The sequence below is a fragment of the Actinoplanes subtropicus genome (assembly GCF_000721705.1).
In the GTDB taxonomy this organism is placed as follows: domain Bacteria; phylum Actinomycetota; class Actinomycetes; order Mycobacteriales; family Micromonosporaceae; genus Actinoplanes; species Actinoplanes subtropicus.
The window spans coordinates 35,599-57,722 of the sequence record NZ_JOJL01000003.1 but is presented as its reverse complement, the minus strand read 5'-3'; the positions used below and the strand labels follow the sequence as shown (position 1 = coordinate 57,722).

Here is a 22,124-nt window from a genome sequence, read left to right as displayed (position 1 = left end):
GAAGGTGGCGCCGTGAAGCGGTGGGCGAAAGTGGCCCTGGTGACCCTCGCCGTCGTGATCGGGCTGGCCGGGGCGGGTTTCGGGGCGGCCGTCCGGTACGCCCACCACGTCGAGGGCGAGGTGGGCCGCGACGACATCCTCGGTCAGGCGTCCGCGCTGCCGAAGATCACCGAGGCGCCGGAGTACGTGATCGTCAACGGCGGCGCGACCACGCCGCCACCGGCCGCGGCCGGCGCCGAGAACTTCCTGATCCTCGGCGTCGACACCCGGGCGACCTGGACGCCGAGCCAGCCCTCGCGCAGCGACACGATCATGCTGGTGCATGTGGACGCCAACCACGGCCACGCCAGCGTCGTCTCGATCCCGCGGGATTCCTACGTCTACGTTCCGCTCGTGCCCGGCCGCTGGTCCGGCGGCAAAACCAAGATCAATGCTGCGTACGCCTGGGGCGGAGCGCCGCTGGTCGTGCAGGTGGTGAGCCACCTGACCGGTCTGACCATCGACCACGTGGTGCGGGTCGACTTCGCCGCGGTCCGGCGGATCACCGACATCGTCGGCGGCGTGGACGTCACCATCCGCAAGGCGGTCACCGACGGCCGCACCGGGTACCGCTTCCACGCCGGCGTGAACCACCTCGACGGCAAGCACGCCGAGATCTACGTACGCCAGCGGTACGGGCTCGCCGAGGGAGACTTCGACCGGGTCAAGCGGCAGCAGCAGTACCTGCACGCGCTCGGCGACAAGATCCTCTCGATGGGCGTGGTGGCCAATCCGCTGCGGCTCAACTCGCTGCTCACCGCGGTGGCGAAGTCGCTGGTCGTGGACGCGGGGCTGGACCTCACCGCGACCGCGCGGGAGCTGTCCGCCCTGCGTACGCAAGACCTGGATTTTGCGACCGTCCCGTCGACCGGCTTCGTGCACAGCGCCGCCGGCACCGCGAACCGCCTGGACACGGCCGGCTGCCGCGCCCTCTTCCTGGCCCTGCGCGACGACACGATGGCCGACTACTTCCGCGGCCACCCGAGCTACCGGGCGGTCACCGGCGCTTAGCGTTTGGGCGAGCGGCGCAGGGCTCGGACGTTGGCGTCGGGCGGGGGCTCGCCGCCGGTCGCGGCCCGCATGCCGCTGAGGTAGCCGTCGGTCTCGCGTCTCTCGCCGTACTCGCCGGTCAGCTCGGCCATGCTCTCGGCGAGGTTCTGCAGGTCGCGCTCGCGATCGCTGGCGATCTCCGCCCGGAGATCGCCGAGCAGCGCGTTCAGGTCGTCGCCGGAGATGCCCGTCGGCGTCGGCCCGGCCTGCTGCCGCAGCTGACGCAGGATCTGGTCGCGGGCGAACACCACGAGCACGGCCAGCCAAGCCAGCACGAAGAAGCCGGTCACGATCGAGACGACGGCCAGCGGACGCAGGTTGGGCGGCGGCGGGGGCAACCCGTTCGGCCCCGGGGCGGGGGTCTGGCCGGACGGCATCTGGGTCAGCACCGTGACGATCAGGGCGCCGGTCGCGGTGGTGGCGATGATGATCGCGACCACGAGCAGCCTGCTGATCTGGAGATGCAAACTCCCCAGCGGCGAGTGGTGGTCGGCCCGGGCCTGCGCGGTCACGGTCCGAGGCTAGTGCGCCGCGGCCGGAATCGCGACATCGACCAGCGACGACGTCCCCTTCAGACGAGAATCTGTCACCCGGATTTACGACGGCGGAGCAGTCGGCGGTACGGCTCGATCATCCGATCGAGCACCGTCTCCAAGGCCTCGCGGTCGGCTCGCGGGATGGGGGAGTCGTCGGCGAGCACCCGGGCGAGATCGTGGACGAGCGGGTGGGCGGCGGGCACGGCGGCCGGCGCCGGGCCGTTCAACCGATCGGGGTACGCCGCGAGGACCAGCTCGTTGATGCTCTTGCCGAGCACCGGCGCGATCCGCTCGATCGACTTGATCGTGGGCCGCTGCTCCTCGCTCAGCCAGCGCAGCACCACCGAGGGATCGGTGCCGACGGCCCGGGCGAAGTGCGTCGGCGTCGGGAACTGGGCAGCCAGGATCGCTTCCTTCAAATAGGCCCCGAAGCCGGTGGCTGCCACCGGCACAGCATAGGCCGCCAGGTAGCCGGAGGCCGTGGCCCGCGCGACTGATTGGCTCCGGCGTCAAGGGCTGCTAGCGTCATTGTCTCGATAGCCAACGGGCTCGCTCCGCGAGAGGTGGGTGGCACCGTGATGCTGATCGCCGGATCCGTCGTCACGTGCGCGGCGCTGCTTCTACTGGCGCTGCTCCGCCTGGCCCGGCGCCGGCGGCAACCGGCGCCCCTCCCCGAGCCCACCCCAACGGCACCGGGTGCTCCCGTGGCGGCGAGAGCACCCGGTGCGGCCATCCCGCCGCCGCCCCGGCGCCGCCGCCACGACAACAGCGGGGTCGCCCACTTCGCCCGGCCGGCGACCAACGCCGCCCGGCGTCCCTCCCGCTGAGGTCGTAGCCGGAAGTTGGCTCTCCGGTATCACGACGGCGACCCCGTCGCGCTCCTACCTTCGGCGCCATGAACAGTTTGCGTACGTTCCTGGCCGGCGCGGACGCGCCGCTGTCTCATCCGAAACGGCTCCCCGCGGCCCGGGTCGCGGGCTGGGCGGGCGCGGCGTATCTGGCCTATGCCGCGGCCACGTATCTCGATCTGAAGTCCGGCTTGCCGGCGGTGGTCTGCTGGCTGCTGGGGTTGTTGCTGGCGGCGCCGTTCGTGGTCGCCTTCACCCGGCCGCTGCTGGCGTGGCGGCTGGCCGTGGTGACCGGGATCGCCGGCGGGGTGCCGGTGCAGATGCATGGCCGGCCGCCGTTCTCGTGGCATCCGGCGCTGCTGGTGGCCCAGTTCATGATCCTCGTGGTGGTGGCGTCGCGGTATCGGGCGGCGGTCGGCGGGTGGGCGTGGCTGAGCATGGCCGCCCTGGTGACGATCTCGTTCTACCCCGCCGACCGGATCCCGCTGATGGAGATCGTTACGGTGCTGATGGGCGCGGGCCGGCTGGCCGGGTGGATCAGCGCCCGGAGGACATCAGCAGCCAGTTCACTCGGCGCAGCATCTCGTGCTGGCTGAACGGCTTGGGCAGGTAGTCGTCGGCGCCGGTGGCGAAGCCGAGCTCCCGGTCGGCGGGCCGGCCGTTCCCGCTGATCATCAGCACCGGGATCTGCGCGGTCTCCCGGCGGGCGTGCAGCTCGTAGCAGACGCGCAGGCCGTCCATCTGCGGCATGGTCACGTCCAGGATGATCATGCGAGGTTGCCGCTCGACCGCGAGGTTCAGGGCGGTGCGGCCGTTGTCGGCGCTGAGCGTACGGAAGCCGGAGACCTGCAGCTTGAAGGCGATGACGTCGCGGATGTCGTCATCGTCGTCGGCGATGAGGATGGTCGGCGCGGCCGGCGCGGTGATCGGCGCCGAGGTGAGGGCCTGGACGAACTCGTCGGTGCGCGGCTCGGTGAGGACCGGGGTCATGGGTGCGTCTCCTAGCTGATCGACGGGTGCCGGTTGGTGATCAGGTCCTGCAACTCGCTGACCAGCCGTCGCGGGGAGAGCGGCTTCGGCAGGTAGCGGTCGGCGCCGGCGCCGAGCCCGGCGTCCACGTCGTACGCGTGCGCGTTGGCCGAGATCATCAGGATCGCGGTGTCCCTGATCTCGGGCGTACGGCGGGCGAGCTGGCAGAGTTCCATGCCGTTCATGGCGGGCATCCGGACGTCGGTGACCAGCCCGACCGGCTTCGCCACGGTGAGGATGCGCGCCGCCGCGTGCCCGTCCTTGGCCGCCACGGTCCGGTACCCGGCGGACTCGAGGGCGAACGTGAGCATGTCGCGGATGTCGGCGTCGTCCTCGGCGATCAGGATCAGGTTCTGGTTCATCCGGGGGTTCCCTTCGCGGCTCGGCTGTCCGGCAGATCGACCGGCGACGGGTGCGCCTTAACAAGATCTTGGTTGCCTTCCGGTTGCCGCCTCTGCTGATGGCAGAAGGGCCTGGGCGCCGGAGAACCGGTCGGCGAGGATCGGGCGATGACGACCTTCTCCCTCCAGGCCAAGCCGACCGCCGCCGCCGAGTGGCTCGAGCTCGCCCGCCGCGCCGAGCGGGCCGGCTTCGCGTCGCTCTACGTGGCCGACCATCCGGGCTATGGCGCGTCACCGTTCGTGGCGCTGGCCGCGGCCGCCGCCGTGACCAGCCGCATCTCGCTCGGGTCGTACGTGTCGAATGCCGGCGTCCGGGAGCCGGCCCTGCTCGCCTCCGACGTCGCCACCCTCGACGTGGTCTCCGGCGGCCGGGCGGTGCTGGGCATCGGCGCCGGGCACACCCCGGCCGAGTGGGCGGCGGTCGGCCGCACCCGGCCGGATGTGCGCGGTCGCGTCGACCACTGCATCGAGGTGGCCGAGCGCACCCGCGCTTTCCTGGCCGAGGAGACGAGGGTGCAGGAGCGGGTGCCGCTGCTGTTCGGCGGCGGCAACACCCGACTGCTGCGCTGGGCCGCCGCCGAGGCCGACCTGATCGGGCTCTCCGGCCTGGGCCGCACGCTCGAGGACGGGCACATGCACGAGACCCGCTGGCGGCGCGACCAGATCGACGCCCAGGTCGAGCTCTGCGGCGACAAACCGACCGAGGCCCTCGTGCAGCGTTTCGAGGTGACCGACGACGCCGGCGCCACCTACGCGAAGTGGGCAGAAGAGCTGCACGAGGACGAATCAGATCTGACGGCCGCGCCCTACGCCTTTGCCGGCACGGTCGACGAGATCACCGCGAAACTGCGCGACATCGAGAGCCGATGGGGGATCGCCCGCTACGCGGTCCGAACCTTCGACGTGGAGGTGGTCATGACGGACTAAAGGTCCTCGAAGAGCTCCCGCTCGACCCGGTTGCGGTAGTCGACGTAGATCTGGCGGTAGCGGGCCAGCGCGCCCTTCCGGTCGCCGGACTCGAGCAGCGCGAGAATCTCTTCGTGCCCCTCGATCCAGGTGTCCCAGAGGTTGCTCTCCGCGGTCATCGCGAGAATCCGCATGGTGCGCGCGACCACAAGATCCACCATGGACTGCAGCTCGCGGTTGCCGCTCGCCAGGATCACGGTGGTGCTGAAATCGGCCCCGGCCGCGCTGGCCGCCAGCACGTTCCCGGCGCGCAGCGCCTCGACGAACTCCCTCTGCCGCTGGCGCATCAGGGCGATGTGGGTGCCGGTCAGGTTGTCCACGCCCCACTCGAAACCGGCGCAGGCCAGCACGCTCATCACGTCGATCAGCTCGAGCGCGTTCTTCTGCGTGACCCGGGTGACGTGGCGGGTGCGGTTGGGCGCAATGTCGATCAGGCCCTCGACCGAGAGCTGGGCGATCGCCTCGCGCACCGGCGTGATGCTGACGCCGAGGCGGGACGCCAGCTCGGCATCCTTGATCAGCGTGCCGGGCGGGAGCTCACCGGTGACAATCTCGTTGCGCAGCTGCCGGACGACGGCCGCGGTGCGGGTCGGTGGAACCGCGTAAGACATACGGGCAGAGTACTCACGGTGACCGGATGCCAACCGGCGGCCTAGGCATGCATGCTGAGCGAGTGGCCGGCGAGACCCCGCTGATCGACCTCGACCGTGCGTCGCCCGAGCCTCCGGGCGGCGAATCGATCGTGCGGTCGCGCTCGGCGCTGCTGGCGATCGTGCTGGTCGCGGTGCTGCTCGCGCTGGGCGGTTCGGTGCCGGCCCGGCCCGGGCTGACGCCCGTGCTGGCGTTGGACGAGCCGGTCACGGCGGCCGAGCTGAGTGCCGGGTCGCTCTTCCTGGGCACTCCCACGGAGGTACGCCGTTACGCCCTGCCCACCGGCGTCCGGCAGTGGTCCCGGCGGTTCGACCTGACCGTCGAGGACCTGTGGATCGACTCGGGCAGCGGCGTCCTGCTCGTCCTGTCGGACGGCGGCGAGCAACGGTTGACCGCGCTGGAGGCGGCGACCGGCCGGCCGTTGTGGAGCGAGGTGTCGGCGGACACCGTGGTGGTCACCGTGTCCCGGGGCGGCGTTCTCACCCAGGAGGGGATGAACGGCGAGGGCGCGCTCCGGATGCTCGACGCGCGCACCGGTCGCACGCTGTGGACCCGGGACGTCGACCCGGGCGGCTTCCTCGGGCCGGACGAGCTGTTCCACGGCGGCGGCTCACCGTGGATCGTGGCGGTCGGCGCGACCGGCAGCATGGTGCTCTTCTCGTACGCGGACGGCCACGAGATCGCCAAGGGCAAGCTGCGGCTGGGCTCGGCGCCGCCGGCCGACCGGTCGCTGCCGTCCGACTCGGCCTCGGTGAGCGTGGTCGGCGACCGGCTCTACCTGTCCCGGCGGGTGCCGGGACGGGCGTCGCTGACCGCGTATTCGATGCGACCGCTGACCCCGCTGTGGCAGTCGGTCGGTGGCCCGGTCGGCTCGGTCTCGGACTGCGGGCCGGTGCTCTGCGTGGCCGACACCCGGTGGGTGAGCGGGGTCGACCCGGCCGGCGGCCAGGTGCGCTGGCAGCAGCCGTCCTGGGGGATCGCCTACCGGTACGACCGGGACCGGCTGTTCGCGTACGACAACCAGGAGGACGCCGAGGCCGCGCTGATCGACGCCGGCACCGGCCGGGAACTGCGCCCGCTCGGGCACAGCCGCCAGCTGGGCCGGCTGATCCTGCGCACGGACGGCGTCCGTACCTGGGTGTCGGTGCCCGACGAGGCGACCGGCGACCTGCGCACCGCCGGGTCGATGGCGGACGTGGCCGCGTTCCGCTGCCAGATCGGCGGCGATTACCTGCTCTGCCCGACGCTGCGCGGCGTGACCGGGGTCTGGCGGGTGCGCTGACCCGGCGCTATCGAGGCAAGCCGAGGGCTAGCCGGCGGTGCATTTCGCGCTCTTGCGGCAGAACGCGGAGACGGTCAGCGAGGCGGCCATCCCCGCCGTGGCGCTGACGCTGAGGCTGACCGACGAGATCAGCACCGCCCGGCTCTGCACGTCCTGCAGCCGGTTGAGGAACCGGCCGAGATCGGCCGGCGCGCCGGTGGCGGTGAGGTTGATCGGCACCGCGATGACGTCGGGCAACCCGGTGACCTTCGCGGGCGCCCCGACGCTGACGCCGCTGACCACCACCCGCACCGCGGTGCCGGAGGTCTGCAGCGCGCGCAGGTAGTTCGGCATGTCGTACGAATCCGGCATGGCCGCCGTCTTGGCGTTCAGCTGTGCGGTGTAGATCGCCTGGTCCTTGGCCTTGGCCTTGAGCTGGTTCAGCTGTTTCTTGAGCGTGACCAGCGTCAGCGCCTGGTCGTCGGCCTGGCTCTGCTTGTCGGCCTTGTCGTTGTAGATCGGCCTGATGGCCAGCAGGTATGCGGCCACGACGAGCACGATGATCCCGAACAGGCCGCCCAGCATCCAGAGGCGGTCGGTGCGGCGGAGGTTCATCACTTACCTCCGCACGTCTTGGCGCTGTACCGGCCGCACAAGTAGCTGGCCTCGATACTCGCGGTGAGCGTGAAATCCCACATGTCCGCCTGCTGGCTCGCCGAGTTGAGGTAGACGTCGGTCACGCCGGTCACCTTCGCGACCGCGTCGACGAATCCGGCGATGGTCGGCTTGTCCCGCGCGGTGCCGGTCAGCGTCAGCGTGCCGACGGTGTCCGAGGCCGCCGTCTTGCCGCCGGTGTCGGCGGTCAGCGAGGCGACCATCGTGGTGAGGGTCGTGTCCTTCTTGGCGGCGGTCGCGCGCAGCGAGTCGAGCAGCGTCTGCCAGGGCAGGTCCTGCTTCATCGCGGTCTTGAGGTCGGCGGCGATCGCGTCGCGCTGCGTGATGGTGTCGGTGACCCTGGTGAGGTCCGGTGCCTTGGTGTCCCGGCGGACGTCGTCGACCTTTCCGGTGACCACGGCGAGGTCCTTGGTCGCCTGATCGCGCTGCTTGTCGGCCTGGACGTACCAGCCGCCGGTCAGCAGCACGACCAGGACCACCGCGCCGGCCAGCACGATCCGGGTGCGGCGGGCGTTCCGGCCGGCCGTGATCTCCGGGGGCAGCAGGTTGGTGCGGATCGGCAGGATCCGGTTGATGTGTTCGGGGGACAGGGCCGGGTCGAGCGGCATCAGGGCCGTGGTGCTCGTACTCATCAGGCAGCCGCTCCCAGGGTCAGGCCGATCGACACCGCGGCCGAGGGCACGAAGCTTTCGAACCCGCGCTCGCGGCCCTTGCGGGTGTCGCGCAGCCGGCTGGCGCTGTCGGCGTACATCACGGTGATGCCCAGCTGCCGCTGGAGGTGCTCGGCGAGGCCGGGCATCAGCGCGCTGCCGCCGCAGAGCGCGAGCCGGGTCACCTGCTTCTGTCGTTCGCCCGACGCCAGATAGGTGAAGGAGCTGCGCAACTCGCTGGCGAGCGGGCGGACCGCTTCGGTCGCGGCCTCGACGGTTTCCGCGGTGCCGTCGCCGTGCAGGCCGTAATGGCACTTGATGCCCTCGGCCTCGTGCGGCGGCACGCCCAGCCGGTTGGCGATGGCGGCGGTGATCTCGGCGCCGCCGCGCGGCACGGTCCGGACGATCAGCGGCTCGCCGTCGGCGTGCACGATCACGCTGGTGACGTCCGAGCCGATGTCGACGATCGCCTCGACCTGGGCGTCCAGCCGGGAGGCGGCGCGCAGCAGGGCGAACGAGGCCAGGTCGACGGACTCGACGTGCAGGCCGGCCTTCTGCGCGGCCTCGACCGCGGTCAGCACGGCCTCCTTGGGCATGGCGATCAGCAGGCCGCGGACGGTCGGGTTGCTGCCCGGTTCCTCGAGCGGGTAGAAGTCGAGCACCGCCTTCTCCACCGCCAGCGGCAGCGCGTCCTTGACCTGGAACGGCAGCGCCTGGCGCAGCTCCTTGGCGGGCAGGTTGGCCACCGACATCTCGCGTACCACCAGCTGGGGATGGGTGACCCCGATGCTGACGTGCTTGGTGCCGAACTTGCAGCCCGCCCAGAGCTGCTTGATCAGGCTGGTGACCTGGACCGGGTCCTGGACGACCCCGCCGATCACGGTGCCCGGCGGCAACGCGATCTGGCCGAAGTTGCTCAGCGCGTAGCCGTCCTTGCTCCGGCGCACCTCGACGGCGCGGATCGAGGACGAGCCGATGTCCAGCCCGATCGGGACGACGCCAGCCATCTGGTGAATCCCTTCGTTCAGGCGGTGGGGAGCGGGAGTTCAGGCGGTCAGGCGGTGGGGACCAGCAGGCCCGTGTACCAGTCCGCGATCGGCGCCGCCGCGAACACCGCGAGGAAGACGCCGGCGAGCATGAACGGGCCGAACGGGATGCGACTCTTGCGGGTGGCGACCCGCGCGGACATCAGCGCGACGCCGGCCACGCCGCCGAGCAGGAACCCGGCGAACGCGCCGACCAGCACCGAGCTCCAGCCGAGCCAGCCCAGGTAGAAGCCGAGCAGCGGGGCGAGCTTCACGTCGCCGCCGCCCATGCCCTTGGGCAGCGCGGCGAGGATCCAGTAGCCGGCGTAGAGCAGCGCGGCGGCGGCCAGGCCGCGGACCGCGGCGTGCCAGCTGTGCTCGGCGATCACGGCGGGCAGCAGCAGGAGCGGGGCGACCGCGTACGACGGGAAAACGATCTTGTCTGGTAGCCGCATCACGTCGAGGTCGATCGCGGCCAGCGCGACCGCCACTGCGGCCAGGTAGAGATAGGCGGGCAGCTCCCAGGAGAAGCCGAACTTCGCGGCGACCGCGACGAACAGCGCCGCGGTGCCGGCCTCGACCAGCGGGTAACGCGGGCTGATCGGGGCCTGGCAGTCGGCGCACTTGCCGCGCAGCAGCAGCCAGCCGAACACCGGGATGTTGTGCCGGTTGCGCACCGCGTTGCCACAGTGCGGGCAGTGTGAGCCGGGCCGGACCAGCGACTCGTCGCGGGGGACCCGGTAGATCACGACGTTCAGGAACGAACCGACGGCGAGGCCGAGCAGGCCGGCGAAGCCGAGCAGGAGCGACTGCGGCACGTCCGGACCTCCTCGGCCTCGTCGGTGGGGATGTGGTGCGGCGGCGCCGTGAGCGCGACGCCGCCGTGGTGGATCAGGAGCAGGAGGAGAGGGTGGTGACCGTCTTGGTGCTTGCCTTGACCGAGCCGCCGACCGAGCTGTCGTAGAAGTACCACTTGCCGCTGCCGCCGGTGTTGTTACCGCAGAGCACGTAGCTCGAACCGTTGTTCACGTAGCCGAGCTGGGTCTTGTCGGACAGCGTGATCGTCTGGGTGGCGGTGCCGCCGGTGGCCAGCATCAGGCCGAGCGAGGTGGCGGTGGGGACACCGGAGAGGGTGGTGGTGCCGTTCACGCCGTCCACGGAGATCGGGTAGGTGTTGTTGTTGTCGGTGTAGAACTGCTCCACCGCGCTGACCGCGCCGCGAACGTCGGACTGAGCCGACTTGTCCGCCGCGCCCTTGCGGTAGTTCAGGTAGACCGGGACCGCGATCGCGACCAGGACGCCGATGATGACGACGACAACGAGGAGCTCGATGAGGGTGAAGCCCTCGTCGCCCTTCTTGTTGCGCAGGCGGTTGATGGTCTCGTGCATGGAGCATGCCTCCGTGGCGTGTGTGGGGGTGGGGCGGGACGGGACTGCGATTCAGTTGCTCTGGATGTTCTGATAAATGGTGAACATCGGGAGGTAGAGACAGATCACCATGCCGCCGACCACGGCTCCCATCACGAGCACCATGATCGGCTCGATGGAGGCGGTCAGCGACTCGGCGGCGGAGTCGACCTCTCTGTCATAGAAATCGGCAACCTTGTCGAGCATCTGACTGATCTGACCGCTTTCTTCCCCCACTTCGATCATTTGGGTGACCATCTCGGGGAAGATCTTGTGGTGCCGCATGGCGGACGACATGGGCTGGCCGTCCCGTACGGCCCCTTGGACGTCCTTCATCGCGATGTTGATGACCTCGTTGCCGGTGGTCTCGCCGACCACCGCGAGTGCCTGCATGACCGGTACGCCGACGTTCAGCAGCAGGCCGAGGTTGCGCGAGAACCGGCTGATCGCCAGCTTCTGGAACAGCGAGCCGAACACCGGCATGCGGATCTTGAGCTTGTCCACGGCGAGCCGGAACTCGGCGTTCGCCCGGACCTGCCGCTTGTAGCCGATCGAGCCGCCGATCCCGACGATCAGCACCAGCGGGCCGATCCACCACATGTTGTGGCTGGCGTCGACCAGGAACTGGGTGATCGCCGGCAGTTGGCCGCCGAGGCTCTTGAACATCGCCTCGAAGATCGGGACGATAAAGATCAACACCGCCGCGATCAGGACGAACGTGAAGCACAGCACGATCGCGGGGTAGGTGAGCGCACTCTTGATCTTGCCGCGGAGCGCGGTGTCCTTCTCCAGGCTCTCGGCGATCTGCTCGAGCGCCCGGTCGATCATGCCGCCGGTCTCGCCGGCCCGGATCATCGCGATCATCAGGCGCGGGAAGATCTTGTCGTGCTTGGCCATCGCGGTCGACAGCGAGATGCCGCCCGCCACGTCCGACCGGGTCTCGCCGATCGCCGCCTTCAGCGAGGCGACCGAGGTCTGCTCCTCCATGATCGCGAGCGAGCGCAGCAGCGTCATGCCGGACGAGGTCATGGTGGCGAACTGCCGGGCGAAGATCGCCAGGTCCTTCGTCTTGGTCCGGCCGCCCAGCCCCGGGATCTTCAGATCCCTGTTGAGGCCCTGGCCGGCCGCCGTCACCTCGAGCGGCACCTCGCCGCGCTGCCGCAGCATGTTCGTCGCCGCGATCTCGTTGGGCGCCTCGACGGTGCCCTTCGTCTTGCGGCCGTTGGCGTCGATGCTGTTGTAGTGGAACGTCTTGGTCATGGGCATGGCATCACATCCGGCCGATCAATCGCTTGAGCTCTTCCTGCGAGTGGCACAGCTCGAGCGCGACCTGGAGCGTGACCAGGCCCTCGCGCACCTTCTCGGCCAGGTCCTGGTCGAAGGCGAGCATGCCGTCGGAGCCGCCGGCCTGCATGAACGAGGGAATCTGGTGCGACTTGCCCTCGCGGATGAGGCTGCGGATGGCCGGGGTGGCGGTCAGGATCTCGGAGACCACCACCCGGCCCTTGCCGTCCGCGCGCGGCGCCAGCGCCTGGGTGACGACGCCCTGCAGCGACGCGGCCAGCTGGGCACGGATCTGCAACTGCTGGTGCGGGGGGAAGATGTCGATGACCCGGTCGATGGTCTGGGTGGCGCTCTGCGTGTGCAGGGTGGCCAGCACCAGGTGACCGGTCTCGGCCGCGGTCAGCGCGGTCGCCGTGGTCTCCAGGTCGCGCAGCTCGCCGACCAGGATGATGTCCGGGTCCTGCCGCAGCGCGTGCTTGAGCGCGGCCGCGAAGTCCTCGGTGTCCGAGCCGACCTCGCGCTGGTTGACCACGCTGCGCTTGTGCGGGTGCAGGAACTCGATCGGGTCCTCGATGGTGATGATGTGCGAGGCGCGGCTGCGGTTCGCGAGGTCGAGGATCGAGGCGAGCGTGGTGGTCTTGCCGGAACCGGTGGGGCCGGTGACCAGGACGAGACCGCGGGGCAGGTTCGCGAAGCGGGACACCGAGGACGGCATGCCCAGTTCCTCGAGCGCCTTGATCTCGTGCGGGATCGCCCGGAAGACCGCGCCGCACGAGTTGCGCTGCACGTAGAGGTTGCCGCGGAACCGGGAGACGCCCACGATGCTGTGCGCGAAGTCCAGCTCCTGGCGGTCCTGGAAGGTCTCCCACTGTTCCTCGGACACCGCGGCCCGGGCCAGCAGCGCGGTGTCGGCCGAGTTGAGGTTGCCGTACCCGGGCAGCGGGCGCAGCGAGCCGTTCACCCGGATCATCGGCGGGGTGCCGACGGTCAGGTGCAGGTCGGAGCCGCGCGACTCGACGAGCGTCACGAGCATCTGGTTGAGCACGCCGAGGTCGCCGCTCGCCGGGGCGGGGGCGGCCTGGTGCGGCACCATCTGGTCGGTCGTGTACATCGGCAACCCCTTCGCGGGTCATGACGCCATCTGTATTCGGCACCCGATCGAGTGCCCTTAGCAGCTATTCCGCTGATTTACCGGAATAGCTTGAAAAATCGGGTAGAGTGCTCAAATCGCTACGCGGGAGACCTCGCGCACCGAGGTGAGCCCGCCGGCCGCCTTGGCCAGCCCGTCCGACCGCAGCTCGTACATGCCCTGGTCGAGTGCCACCTCGCGGATCTCGCTCGCCGAGGCCCGCCGGATGGTCAGCGACTCGATCTCCGGCGAGATCGGCATGACCTCGTGGATCGCGAGCCGGCCGCGGTAGCCGGTGTTCGCGCAGTTCCGGCAGCCCACCGGCCGGTACAGCACCTCCGGCACGGCCAGGTCCTCGAACGGCCAGCGGGCGCCGACCAGCTCCTCCTCGGTCGGCCGGTACGCCTCCTTGCACCAGTCGCACAGCCGCCGGGAGAGCCGCTGGGCGAGCACGCAGTCCAGCGACGACCCGACCAGGAACGGCTCGATCCCCATCTCGGTGAGCCGGGTGACCGCGCCGGGCGCGTCGTTGGTGTGCAGCGTGGAGAGCACGAGGTGGCCGGTGAGCGAGGCCTCGACCGCGATCTGCGCGGTGTTGCCGTCCCGGATCTCACCGATCAGCACCACGTCCGGGTCGGACCGCAGGATGGCCGGCAGCACGGCCGCGAAGGTCAGCCCGGCCTTCGCGTTGACCTGCACCTGGTTGATCCCGCGCAGCCGGTACTCGACCGGGTCCTCGACGGTGATCACGTTGATCTCCGGCTTGCTGATCCGGCCCAGCGTGGCGTAGAGCGTGGTCGACTTGCCCGAGCCGGTCGGCCCGGTGACCAGCACCATGCCGTGCGGCTTGGAGAACGACTCGGCGAACCGGTCGAGGTTGTGCTGGGCGAAGCCGAGCTTGTTCATGTCGAGGTCGATGCCGCCGGTGTCGAGCACCCGCAGGACGATCTTCTCGCCCCAGACGGTGGGCAGCGTCGCGGTCCGCAGGTCGACCGTGCGGTCCCGGATCATCGCGGTGATCCGGCCGTTCTGCGGCACCCGCTTCTCGGTGATGTCGACCCCGGACATGATCTTGATGCGGGAGGTCAGCGCCGCCATCACGCCCCGCGGCACCAGGTCGACCTCGTGCAGCACGCCGTCGATCCGGTAGCGGACCCGCATGTCGTCCTCGGTCGGCTCGAGGTGCAGGTCGGAGGCGCGGTTCTGGACCGCCTGCTCGATCAGGTTGTTGACGTATCGCACGATCGGCGCGTCGTCGACGCTGGTGGCCTGGGCGGTCATCCCGACCTGGTCGTCCTGGTCGTCGTCGACGAGGTCGGCCAGGTCGCTGGACTCGCGCTGGAGCTTCTCGATGATCCGGCGGACCTCGCTGCGGGCCACCACGACCGGGCGTACGGTCAGGCCGGTGGCCGCGCGGACGTCGTCGAGCGCCACCACGTCGCCCGGGTCGGTCACGCCGACCACCAGCTCGCCGTCGGAGAGGGATAGGCCGAGGACCCGGTGGCGCAGCACCACCGCCAGCGGGATGCGCTTGAGCGCCGCCGGTTCGGGGGTGAAAGTGACCAGGTCGAGGGTGTTGATGCCGAAGGCCTGGGCGGCCGCCTCGGTGAGCTGCTCCTCGGTGACGACCTGGTCGTTGATCAGGACAGCACGCACCGAGCGGCCGCTGTGCTGGGCCTCGTCCGCGGCCGCGTCCACGGCGCGCGGATCGACACCGATCTGCTTCAGCGCGTCGAGCAGGGGGCGGAAGGTCTGGTCCACGCCCGGAATGATCGGACGTCGCGCGTCCGAGCTGAGACCCTATGAAGCAGATTGCACGGGATGCCGGAATGCCGATTCCCGGAAGATCCGCCGGTACGCGCTGGGCGCCACGCCGATCGAGGCCTGCAGGTGCTGCCGTAGCGCCGTGGCGCTGCCCAGTCCCGACCGCCGGGCCACCGTCTCGACCCCTAGATCGGTAGACTCGAGCAGAAGTTGAGCGTGCACGACCCGCTGGCGCAGCAGCCACTGCCGCGGGCTCAGCCCGGTCTCGTCCCGGAACCGCCGCGTGAAGGTCCGTACGCTCATCCGCGCGTGCGCCGCCATCTCCTCGAGGCTGACCGGCTCGGCCAGCCGGTCCAGCGCCCAGGCCCGGGTCGGCTCGGTGCCCGCCCCGGCGACCGGCGGCACCGGCCGCTCGATGTACTGCGCCTGGCCGCCCTGCCGGACCGCGGGCACCACGCAGCGGCGGGCCGCCCGGTTGGCCGTCTCGGCGCCGTGGTCGTTGCGCACGATGTGCAGGCAGAGGTCGACGCCGGCGCCGACCCCGGCCGAGGTGAGGATGTCGCCGTCGTCCACGAACAGCACGTCGAAGTTCCAGTTCACCCGCGGGTACAGCCCGGAGATGCGGCGGGCCCAGGCCCAGTGGGTTGCGGCGGTACGGCCGTCGAGCAGGCCGGCCGCGGCCAGCACCGAGGCGCCGGTGCAGATCGAGACGATCCGGGCGCCGCGTGCGGCGGCGGCGAGCAGCGCCTCTCTGGGCTCGGGCGGGATGGTGCCGTCGGTGACCGGGCCGCCCGCGCCGATCCCCGGGACCAGGACGGTGTCGGCGGTGGCCAGCTCGTCGAGCCCGTAGTCGGGGATCACCGTGAACCCGGCCGTGCTGCGGATCGGGCCGGCGCTGCACACCCGTACGTCATAGAACCGGTCTTGATCTGATTTGCGGGCGGCGTTGAAGACCTGCGGCGGAGTGCCGAGGTCGTAACCGACGACGTGGTCCAGGGCCATTACCGCGATCTTGTGAGGGACCATGGCCCAATTCTTGCGCAGGATGGCCTCCCGGCCACTCGTCCGATCGGTCGCGGCCACCGACCATGGAGTCGTGCAGAAGACGTACAAGATCCATCCGGCCTGGTTCGTCGCGGTCGTCGCCTTCGTCGCGCTGGTCGGCGCCGCCGGCTTCCGGGCGACGCCCTCGGTCATGCTCCGCCCGCTGCACGACGAGTTCGGCTGGTCGCTCGGCACGATCTCGGCGGCCGTCTCGGTCAACCTGCTGCTCTACGGCCTGACCGCGCCGTTCGCCGCCGCGCTGATGGAGCGGTTCGGCATCCGCCGGGTGGTGATGGGCGCGCTGCTGCTGGTCTCGGCCGGCTCCGGGCTCACTGTCTTCATGCGGCAGAGCTGGCAGCTGCTCCTCTGCTGGGGCGTGCTGGTCGGGCTCGGCACCGGCTCGATGGCGCTCGGCTTCGTGGCGGTCGTCACCAACCGCTGGTTCGTCAAGCACCGCGGCCTGGTCACCGGCGTGCTGACGGCCGGCGGCGCGGCCGGCAACCTGATCTTCCTGCCGGTGCTGGCCACCCTCACCGAGCACCAGGGCTGGCGGTTCGCGGCGCTGACCGTGGCCGGCGTGGCCCTGCTCGTGGTGCCGCTGGTCGGGTGGAAGCTGCGCGACCACCCCGCGGAGATCGGCCTCGGCCCGTACGGCGGCGAGTACGAGGAGCCCAAGCCGATCGCTCCCGCCGGCGCCGCCCGTACCGCCGTCCGCGCGCTCGGCCAGGCCGCCCGCACCCGGCCGTTCTGGCTGCTGGCCGGCGGCTTCGCGATCTGCGGCGCGACCACCAACGGCCTGGTCGGCACCCACTTCATCCCGGCCGCGCACGACCACGGCATGCCGGAGACCACCGCCGCGAGCCTGCTCGCCCTGGTCGGCCTGTTCGACATCGCCGGCACGATCGTCTCCGGCTGGCTCACCGACCGGGTCGACAGCCGGGTGCTGCTGGGCGTCTACTACTTCGGCCGCGGGCTGTCGCTGCTGGTGCTGCCGTCGCTGTTCGCGGCGAGCGCGCATCCGAGCATGGTCGTCTTCATCCTCTTCTACGGGCTCGACTGGGTGGCCACCGTGCCGCCGACGGTCACCCTGTGCCGGGAGTACTTCGGCGCCAGCGGCCCGGTCGTCTTCGGCTGGGTGTTCGCCTCGCACCAGTTCGGCGCGGCGATCGCGGCCAGCGCGGCCGGCCTGCTGCGCGACCAGTTGGGCACGTACAACGCGGCCTGGTACGGCGCCGGCGCGCTGGCCATCCTCGCCAGCCTGCTCAGCCTCATGCTCTTCGCCGGGAAGCGGCTCAAGCCGATCGCACCGGGCATCGGGCTGGTCGCCGCTGAGGCGTGACGTCACCGTCGTTTCCACGTACGGTAATCGGCATGCCGATCCTGGGCGGTCTGCCGCCACGAAACCCCGGTTTCGTGGGTCGCGAGGATCTCCTTTCCGGCCTGCGTGGGTCTCTCGCCGCGGGCCCCGTGGTGCTGCTTCCGGGCGCGGGCCACTCGCTGGGCGGCACCGGGCGGACCCAACTGGCCGTCGAGTATGTCTACCGGTACGCCGAGACGTACGACCTGGTGTGGTGGATCCCCTCGGAGCAGTCGGCCGGCGCCCGGCACGCGCTGATCGGCCTCGCCCAGGAGCTGGGGCTGCCGGAGACCGGCGACATCAACCGCACGCTGGCGGCGGTGCGCGACGCGCTCAGCCGCGGCGAGCCGTATCGGAACTGGCTGGTCGTCTTCGAGGACGCCAACCAGCCCGACGAGATCAAGGCGTATCTGCCCAGCGGCGCCGGCCACGTGCTGGTGACCAGCCGCAATCCACAGTGGCCGGCCGAGGTGGCGCAGGCTCTGCCGGTCGGCGTCTTCGACCGGGCGGACAGTGTGGACCTGCTGCGCCGCCGTACGCCCGAGCTCAGCCGGGAAAACGCCGAGCGGATCGCCGAGCGGCTGGGCGACCTGCCGATGGCGCTCGCGCTGGCCGCCGCCACCCGCACGATGACGGGCTGGTCGGTCGAGGAGTACTTGTCACGATTTAACGGAAAAAATCCGACAAGTACGGCCTGGTGCTTGGCCGCGGAAGCGCTTCGAGTCCACTCCCCGGCCGCCTACCAGCTGCTCGAGTTGGGCGCGTTCCTGGGCAGCGCGCCGGTCTCCTGGCGCGTGCTCTGGGGCGCCCGCATGCTGCCGCTCCCCGACGAGCTGGCCGCGACCGTGCGCATCGAGCGCCGGCTGAAGGCCGCCCTGCGGTTGATCGGCCGCTACGGGCTGGCCGAGCTCGACCCGCCCGGCGAAAGCCTGATCGTGCACCCGCTGACCCGCACGATGCTTGTCCAGGGGCTCGACGCCGACCGGCACGACACGCTGCTCGCCACGGTCCGCGGCATGCTCGCCGCCGCCGACCCGGGCGACCCCGACGACCCGGCCGGCCGCGCCCGCTACGCCGAGCTCACCCCGCACCTGCGGCACGCCGACGTGCTCGGCGCGGACCGCGAGGAGATCCGCCAGCTGGTCGTCAACTGCGTCCGGTTCCTGTACGCGACCGGCGACTACGACTCCAGCCGCGACCTGGCCGCCGCGGCCCGGCAACGCTGGCAGGAGACCCTCGGCGAGGCCGACGAGCAGACCCTGCTCGCCTCGTTCCACCTGGCCAACGCGCTGCGGGCGCTGGGCCGCACGGCCGAGGCCCGGCAGCTCAACGAGCAGACCCTGCGCTCCCAGCGGGCCGCGCTCGGCGCCGACGACGAGACCACCCTGGCCACCGCCAACAGCGTCGGCGCCGACCTGCGCATCCGCGGCATCTTCGGCCAGGCCCGCCAGCTCGACGGCGACAACCTGGTCCGCTACCGCCGGCTGTTCGGCGAGGGCTTCCCGACCGCGCTGCGCTGCGCCAACAACCTCGCCGCCGACCTGCGCCTGATCGGCGACTTCCGGGGCGCCCGCACCCTCGACGAGCAGACCCTGCGTCACCGGCAGGCGGTCCTGGCCGACGGCCACCCGGAGATCCTGTCCTCCCGGGCCGGGCTCGCCTACGACCTGTTCGGCATGGGCGACTACTCGGGCGCCGCGGAGGTGCTGGCCGCGATCCGCCCCGGCGCGGTCGCCGACGACCATCCGTTCGCGATCTGGGCCGCGCGGGTCGGCGCGATGGCCGCCCGCCGCCGCTGCCGGCCCGACGCGCTGCCCCTGGCCGAGACGACGGCCGAGTTGACCCGCCGCCGCTTCGGCGACCTGCATGTCGAAACGCTGGGCGCGCTGGTCACCCTGGCCCACGCGGCGACCTCGGTCGGCGATCTGGGGCGAGCGCTGGATCTGCTGGAGAGAGCGGTGGTCCGCTACCACTCGCTGCTCGGCGACGACCACCCGTTCACGCTGGCCGCGACGGCCGGTCTGGCGGGGGTGGTGCGGGCCGGCGGTGGGCACGTGGAGGCCCGGCGCATCGACCAGGAGGCGCTGCACGGGTTGCGCCGCAGTGTGGGCGCCGATCATCCGTTCACGCTGGCCTGCGCCAACGGGTATGCGACGGATTTGTTCGGGCTGGGGGAGCGGCAGGAGGCCCAGCAGATCGCGGCGGATACGTGGCAGCGGTCGCATCTGCTCCGGGGGGCGGAGCATCCGGATACGTTGGCGTGCGCCTGGAACGCCGTCCTGGATGGTGGGGACGAGGAGGCCCGCCATCAGGTTACGGCGGCGTTGGCGAAGGCGTATGGGGAAGGGCATCCGCTGCTGGCTCGGGTGGCTGCTGGGGAGCGGCTGGAGACTGAGGTTGATTTGCCGCCGCTCTGAACCCCCGTTGTGGGGATCTGGGCGGTTTGCTTTCGCTGCTTTGACCGTACGGGTGGGATGGGTCCCCGGTTTTGCGGGTCGGTGGGTGCAACACCGGCTCCGACTCCGGCTGCCGGGTGGGCCCGGCCCAAGAGTGCTGGGGCGGGGCTGGTCGGGGTGGCGCTTGTCTGCGGCGGGCAGAGGGATCGCTCGCTGAGCGAGATACTATCTGAGCGAGATACTCGTGGGGCGAGATACTCGCTGGGCTTGCGGATGAGGTAGCTGCGGCCGTGGGCGTGAGGAGACCGTCGGCGGGGGCAGGCGCTGTGGGCGCGTGGTCGGTTTCGTTGACTCTGTGGTGGGCCTGGGGTGGCGTGGGGTCCTGGGTGCGGTGGGGTAGACCCTGGGCTCTGCCCAGACCCGGCCATCGCTGCGAAGATCACAGGGGCTTGTGTGTTGGTTGCGGTGGGGCGGTGGGTGATCTCCTTGCGACGACATCCGTAGGGAATCTGATGCTGGGGTGGGGCGCAAGCAAACACCGCTTGCGCCCCACCCCGGCATCAGATGGCGTTCGGCTGCCGTCGCAAGGAGATCACCCACCTACAGGTCGAGGTGTGCGGCGGCTGCGCCGCCATGGCGCGCCGTTGTGGCTGGGGCCGTTGTCCGGCTGCGGCTGGAGCTGTGGGCTGTGCTGGCGGGCGTTGGCTGCGTGCGGGACGTCGGGCAGGACAGTCGGGCAGGAGCAGAAACTCTCCACGATCGGGTTCCGGGCCGCAGACCTTGATGAGTCCGTGTTCGGTGCGCGCACCAAAGCTTCACCCTTGCCGGGCTGGGCGCGGGGTCGCACGATTTGGGGGAAATAGGGGGAGAGGTGGTGGGGGCGGGCGGCGGTGTGGGGGCTAGGCGACGGCGCTTTGCTGGAGTAGCAGCGCGGTGAGGGCGGGGGCGGGCATGGGCCGGGCGAAGTGGTAGCCCTGGGCCTGGGCGCAGTCGAGGTCGCGCAGGCGGGCCGCCTGGGCGGCGTCCTCGACTCCCTCGGCGACGGGGGACAGGCCGAAGGTTCGGGCGATCTGGAGGACCGCCTCGGCTACTGAGGTGCCGGTGGGGGTGCTGGGCATCGCCTGGACGAAGGAGCGGTCGATCTTCACCACGTCTACCGGGAGGGTGCCCAGGTGGCTCAGGGAGGAGAAGCCGGTGCCGAAGTCGTCCAGGGCTATCCGTACGCCCAGGGTTTTCAGGGTGGACAGGATGCGGGCCGATTCGGTCAGGTCGGTGAGGGCCGTGGACTCGGTCAGTTCCAGGACCAGCAGGTGGGGTGGGATGCCGGTGCGGGTCAGGATCGCGCGGACGTCCTCTGGCAGGTGGGGGCTGGCCAGTTGGGCGGCGGAGAGGTTGACGTTCAGCTCGAAGGTGGGGTTGTCGCGCTGCCACTCGACAGCTTGCGTGCACGCCTGGTCGAGGACCCAGATGCCCAGTTCCGGCATCAGGCCGATCTCCTCGGCCAGGTCCAGGAAGGCGGCGGGGGCCAGCAGGCCGCGCAGCGGGTGGCGCCAGCGGATCAGGGCCTCGACGCCGACCGTGTGCTCGCCGGCGAGGTCGACGATCGGCTGGTAGTGGACCTCGAACTGGTGCTCGGCCAGGGCGGTGCGCAGGTCGTCCTCGTCCTGGCGGCGCTGCTCGGCGGCGGCGAAGCGGGCCGGGTCGAAGCGGCGGGCCACTCCCTTGCCGTCGTCCTTGGCCTGGTAGAGGGCCGCGTCGGCCTCGCGGAGGAGGGCGTCCACGTCGTGGTCGCGGCCGCGGGCGAAGGCGAGGCCGGCGCTGGCCCGGATGGTCAGCACGGTTTCGCCGAAGACCAGGGGCTGCAGCAGGTCGCGCAGGATGCGGTTGGCGACCGTGTCGGCGATCTGGTCGTCGGTGAGGCGGGGCAGCAGCACCACGAACTCGTCGCCGCCGAGGCGGGAGACGGTGTCGTTGGCTCGTACGTTCGCGTTGAGGCGTTCGGCGGTGACCCGCAGGAGTTCGTCGCCGGCGGCGTGGCCGTAGGTGTCGTTGACGCCCTTGAAGCCGTCCAGGTCCAGCAGGATCACCGCGGTCATGGTGTCGTCGGCGTCGGCCAGCGCGTCGTGAGCGTGGTCCATGAACATGGCCCGGTTGCCGAGGCCGGTGAGCGGGTCGCGGAACGCCTGCCGGGCGAGTTGGGCGCGCTGCCGGGTGAGGTCGCGCATCAGGCCCTGGTTGGTGCGCGCCCCGAGGAACTGGCGGACCAGGATGGTGCCGGCGACCACGATGATCAGCCAGGTGAGCGCGGTCTCGGCGCCGCCCTCGCCCGCGTTCAGCAGGGCGGCCATCACGACGGCCGCGCCGACCGGCGCGTACTGGGCCAGCGGCCAGCGATCGGCCAGCTTGGAGATCACGCCGCTGAGCACCACCACGATGCCGACCGGCAGCAGCCACTCGGGCACCCGGTGGTGGCCGGCGGTGAGCCGCCCGAAGGCGAGCGGCCAGGCCAGCACCATCAAGGACGCGAAGATCATGGCTTCGTCGATGCCGCGACGGACCCGATCCAGGGCCTTGCTGGAACTCATCAGCCACCTCCGCGCTGTCCATCGGCC

Annotated in this window: 21 protein-coding genes; 6 read left to right on the top strand and 15 right to left on the bottom strand. The window is 70.9% G+C overall.

The features are described from left to right. The first annotated feature begins 12 nt into the window (after positions 1–12). Positions 13–1,050, top strand: a complete 1,038-nt coding sequence (locus tag IH26_RS0104940; protein WP_245664917.1) for an LCP family protein — start codon at positions 13–15, stop codon at positions 1,048–1,050. Here IH26_RS0104940 and IH26_RS0104935 read toward each other — a convergent pair. Both IH26_RS0104935 and IH26_RS0104930 read right to left on the bottom strand, forming a co-directional pair. Further along, positions 1,047–1,601, bottom strand: coding sequence for a hypothetical protein (locus IH26_RS0104935; RefSeq protein ID WP_030434899.1), 555 nt, complete (start codon positions 1,599–1,601; stop codon positions 1,047–1,049). The genes IH26_RS0104940 and IH26_RS0104935 overlap by 4 nt on opposite strands. Positions 1,602–1,675: 74 nt before the next feature. Then, positions 1,676–2,071, bottom strand: coding sequence for a helix-turn-helix domain-containing protein (locus IH26_RS0104930; protein WP_245664915.1), 396 nt, complete (start codon positions 2,069–2,071; stop codon positions 1,676–1,678). Between the two features lie 449 nt (positions 2,072–2,520). Here IH26_RS0104930 and IH26_RS0104925 point away from each other — a divergent pair, with 449 nt between their 5' ends. Next, entirely contained in the window at positions 2,521–3,069 is a 549-nt protein-coding gene (locus IH26_RS0104925) for a hypothetical protein (RefSeq protein WP_157437058.1), read from the top strand. Here IH26_RS0104925 and IH26_RS0104920 read toward each other — a convergent pair. After that, entirely contained in the window at positions 3,011–3,463 is a 453-nt protein-coding gene (locus tag IH26_RS0104920; RefSeq protein ID WP_030434896.1) for a response regulator, read from the bottom strand. The genes IH26_RS0104925 and IH26_RS0104920 overlap by 59 nt on opposite strands. 11 nt (positions 3,464–3,474) lie before the next feature. After that, complete coding sequence (locus IH26_RS0104915) at positions 3,475–3,864, bottom strand: response regulator transcription factor (protein WP_030434895.1); 390 nt, start codon at positions 3,862–3,864, stop codon at positions 3,475–3,477. Between the two features lie 147 nt (positions 3,865–4,011). On the opposite strand from IH26_RS0104915, the gene IH26_RS0104910 reads away from it, so the two are divergent. Further along, positions 4,012–4,830, top strand: a complete 819-nt coding sequence (locus IH26_RS0104910) for an LLM class flavin-dependent oxidoreductase (RefSeq protein WP_034213771.1) — start codon at positions 4,012–4,014, stop codon at positions 4,828–4,830. Here IH26_RS0104910 and IH26_RS0104905 read toward each other — a convergent pair. Further along, positions 4,827–5,480 (bottom strand): GntR family transcriptional regulator, encoded by a 654-nt coding sequence (locus IH26_RS0104905; protein WP_030434893.1) that lies wholly within the window; start codon positions 5,478–5,480, stop codon positions 4,827–4,829. The genes IH26_RS0104910 and IH26_RS0104905 overlap by 4 nt on opposite strands. A gap of 62 nt (positions 5,481–5,542) precedes the next feature. Here IH26_RS0104905 and IH26_RS0104900 point away from each other — a divergent pair, with 62 nt between their 5' ends. Then, complete coding sequence (locus tag IH26_RS0104900; protein WP_030434892.1) at positions 5,543–6,802, top strand: outer membrane protein assembly factor BamB family protein; 1,260 nt, start codon at positions 5,543–5,545, stop codon at positions 6,800–6,802. A 27-nt stretch (positions 6,803–6,829) separates the two neighbouring features. Here the strand turns inward: IH26_RS0104900 and pilO are convergent, their stop codons facing one another. From pilO to IH26_RS0104855, 9 genes are all read right to left on the bottom strand, one after another. Then, positions 6,830–7,396, bottom strand: a complete 567-nt coding sequence (gene pilO / locus IH26_RS0104895; protein ID WP_030434891.1) for a type 4a pilus biogenesis protein PilO — start codon at positions 7,394–7,396, stop codon at positions 6,830–6,832. Beyond that, the gene (locus IH26_RS0104890) at positions 7,396–8,088 is read right to left on the bottom strand and encodes a PilN domain-containing protein (RefSeq protein WP_030434890.1); all 693 of its coding nucleotides are present in this window, start codon (positions 8,086–8,088) and stop codon (positions 7,396–7,398) included. Before IH26_RS0104890 ends, pilO begins: the two co-directional genes overlap by 1 nt. Beyond that, complete coding sequence (pilM, locus tag IH26_RS0104885; protein WP_030434889.1) at positions 8,088–9,113, bottom strand: type IV pilus assembly protein PilM; 1,026 nt, start codon at positions 9,111–9,113, stop codon at positions 8,088–8,090. Before pilM ends, IH26_RS0104890 begins: the two co-directional genes overlap by 1 nt. Before the next feature lie 47 nt (positions 9,114–9,160). Beyond that, complete coding sequence (locus IH26_RS0104880; RefSeq protein WP_030434888.1) at positions 9,161–9,949, bottom strand: prepilin peptidase; 789 nt, start codon at positions 9,947–9,949, stop codon at positions 9,161–9,163. Between the two features lie 73 nt (positions 9,950–10,022). After that, positions 10,023–10,520 carry a prepilin-type N-terminal cleavage/methylation domain-containing protein gene (locus IH26_RS0104875; RefSeq protein WP_030434887.1) on the bottom strand — a complete coding sequence of 166 codons (498 nt, stop codon included), beginning with the start codon at positions 10,518–10,520 and terminating at the stop codon, positions 10,023–10,025. Positions 10,521–10,571: 51 nt separating this feature from the next. Next, entirely contained in the window at positions 10,572–11,804 is a 1,233-nt protein-coding gene (locus IH26_RS0104870; RefSeq protein WP_030434886.1) for a type II secretion system F family protein, read from the bottom strand. Between the two features lie 4 nt (positions 11,805–11,808). Then, positions 11,809–12,933, bottom strand: coding sequence for a type IV pilus twitching motility protein PilT (locus IH26_RS0104865; RefSeq protein WP_030434885.1), 1,125 nt, complete (start codon positions 12,931–12,933; stop codon positions 11,809–11,811). A 111-nt stretch (positions 12,934–13,044) separates the two neighbouring features. After that, entirely contained in the window at positions 13,045–14,712 is a 1,668-nt protein-coding gene (locus IH26_RS0104860; protein WP_030434884.1) for a GspE/PulE family protein, read from the bottom strand. A gap of 39 nt (positions 14,713–14,751) precedes the next feature. Continuing rightward, positions 14,752–15,741, bottom strand: coding sequence for a GlxA family transcriptional regulator (locus IH26_RS0104855; RefSeq protein ID WP_051807586.1), 990 nt, complete (start codon positions 15,739–15,741; stop codon positions 14,752–14,754). 19 nt (positions 15,742–15,760) lie between these two features. Between IH26_RS0104855 and IH26_RS0104850 the strand changes: the two genes are divergently transcribed. Continuing rightward, on the top strand, positions 15,761–17,098 hold the full coding sequence (locus IH26_RS0104850; RefSeq protein WP_245664931.1) for an MFS transporter: 1,338 nt from the start codon (positions 15,761–15,763) through the stop codon (positions 17,096–17,098). Between the two features lie 32 nt (positions 17,099–17,130). Further along, complete coding sequence (gene fxsT / locus IH26_RS0104845; RefSeq protein WP_030434881.1) at positions 17,131–19,533, top strand: FxSxx-COOH system tetratricopeptide repeat protein; 2,403 nt, start codon at positions 17,131–17,133, stop codon at positions 19,531–19,533. A gap of 878 nt (positions 19,534–20,411) precedes the next feature. Here the strand turns inward: fxsT and IH26_RS0104840 are convergent. Then, entirely contained in the window at positions 20,412–22,097 is a 1,686-nt protein-coding gene (locus IH26_RS0104840; RefSeq protein ID WP_030434880.1) for a putative bifunctional diguanylate cyclase/phosphodiesterase, read from the bottom strand. Positions 22,098–22,124 lie beyond the last annotated feature (27 nt).

Coding starts and splice junctions, on each gene's coding strand:
- IH26_RS0104925 (WP_157437058.1), top strand. CDS start 2,521: ATGAACAGTTTGCGTACGTTCCTGGCCGGCGCGGACGCGCCGCTGTCT.
- IH26_RS0104920 (WP_030434896.1), bottom strand. CDS start 3,463: ATGACCCCGGTCCTCACCGAGCCGCGCACCGACGAGTTCGTCCAGGCC.
- IH26_RS0104915 (WP_030434895.1), bottom strand. CDS start 3,864: ATGAACCAGAACCTGATCCTGATCGCCGAGGACGACGCCGACATCCGC.
- IH26_RS0104910 (WP_034213771.1), top strand. CDS start 4,012: ATGACGACCTTCTCCCTCCAGGCCAAGCCGACCGCCGCCGCCGAGTGG.
- IH26_RS0104905 (WP_030434893.1), bottom strand. CDS start 5,480: ATGTCTTACGCGGTTCCACCGACCCGCACCGCGGCCGTCGTCCGGCAG.
- pilO (WP_030434891.1), bottom strand. CDS start 7,396: ATGAACCTCCGCCGCACCGACCGCCTCTGGATGCTGGGCGGCCTGTTC.
- IH26_RS0104890 (WP_030434890.1), bottom strand. CDS start 8,088: ATGAGTACGAGCACCACGGCCCTGATGCCGCTCGACCCGGCCCTGTCC.
- pilM (WP_030434889.1), bottom strand. CDS start 9,113: ATGGCTGGCGTCGTCCCGATCGGGCTGGACATCGGCTCGTCCTCGATC.
- IH26_RS0104875 (WP_030434887.1), bottom strand. CDS start 10,520: ATGCACGAGACCATCAACCGCCTGCGCAACAAGAAGGGCGACGAGGGC.
- IH26_RS0104870 (WP_030434886.1), bottom strand. CDS start 11,804: ATGCCCATGACCAAGACGTTCCACTACAACAGCATCGACGCCAACGGC.
- IH26_RS0104865 (WP_030434885.1), bottom strand. CDS start 12,933: ATGTACACGACCGACCAGATGGTGCCGCACCAGGCCGCCCCCGCCCCG.
- IH26_RS0104855 (WP_051807586.1), bottom strand. CDS start 15,741: ATGGTCCCTCACAAGATCGCGGTAATGGCCCTGGACCACGTCGTCGGT.
- IH26_RS0104850 (WP_245664931.1), top strand. CDS start 15,761: ATGGCCTCCCGGCCACTCGTCCGATCGGTCGCGGCCACCGACCATGGA.
- fxsT (WP_030434881.1), top strand. CDS start 17,131: ATGCCGATCCTGGGCGGTCTGCCGCCACGAAACCCCGGTTTCGTGGGT.
- IH26_RS0104840 (WP_030434880.1), bottom strand. CDS start 22,097: ATGAGTTCCAGCAAGGCCCTGGATCGGGTCCGTCGCGGCATCGACGAA.